The sequence below is a fragment of the Pseudomonas viridiflava genome, from assembly GCF_001642795.1.
Taxonomy (GTDB): domain Bacteria; phylum Pseudomonadota; class Gammaproteobacteria; order Pseudomonadales; family Pseudomonadaceae; genus Aquipseudomonas; species Aquipseudomonas viridiflava.
The window spans coordinates 588-1,354 of record NZ_LKEH01000041.1; the positions used below are offsets into that span (position 1 = coordinate 588).

A 767-nucleotide genomic window follows, 5' to 3' on the forward strand; every position below is an offset into this window, starting at 1 on the left:
AAGACGAGTGAGAAACTCGTCCGCCGAATGACCAAGGGTTCCTGGGCCAGGTTAATCCGCCCAGGGTGAGTCGGGACCTAAGACGAGGCCGACAGGCGTAGCCGATGGACAACGGGTTGATATTCCCGTACCCGTGTGAACGCGCCCATGGTGAATCAGTGATACTAACCATCCTGAAGCCACGAGAAGACCTTCGGGTCTCGAGTTGGTGGATGCATGGGACCTGATCTGGTAGTAGCCAAGCGATGGGGTGACGCAGGAAGGTAGCTGAGCCAGTCAGTGGTAATACTGGTGTAAGCGTGTAGGGCGTGACCTAGGCAAATCCGGGTCGCACACAAGCCTGAGACGTGATGCGTAGCCGATTGAGGCGAATTCAGTGATCCTATGCTGCCGAGAAAAGCCTCTAGCGAGCTTTCACACGGCCCGTACCCCAAACCGACACAGGTGGTCAGGTAGAGAATACTAAGGCGATCGAGATAACTATGGTTAAGGAACTCGGCAAAATGCCCCCGTAACTTCGGGAGAAGGGGGGCCCTGTCTGGTGACGACATTTACTGTCTGAGCTGGGTGGGGCCGCAGAGACCAGTGAGAAGCGACTGTTTACTAAAAACACAGGTCCGTGCGAAGTCGTAAGACGATGTATACGGACTGACGCCTGCCCGGTGCTGGAAGGTTAAGAGGACCGGTTAGTTCTTCGGAGCGAAGCTGAGAATTTAAGCCCCAGTAAACGGCGGTGGTAACTATAACCATCCTAAGGTAGCGAAATT

1 rRNA gene (only partly in view) is annotated in these 767 nt (G+C 54.6%); it reads left to right on the forward strand.

The window, feature by feature from the left end:
- Nucleotides 1-767, forward strand: a 23S ribosomal RNA gene (locus tag AO065_RS20355) (its annotated part extends 587 nt beyond the left edge of the window); the annotation flags it as partial.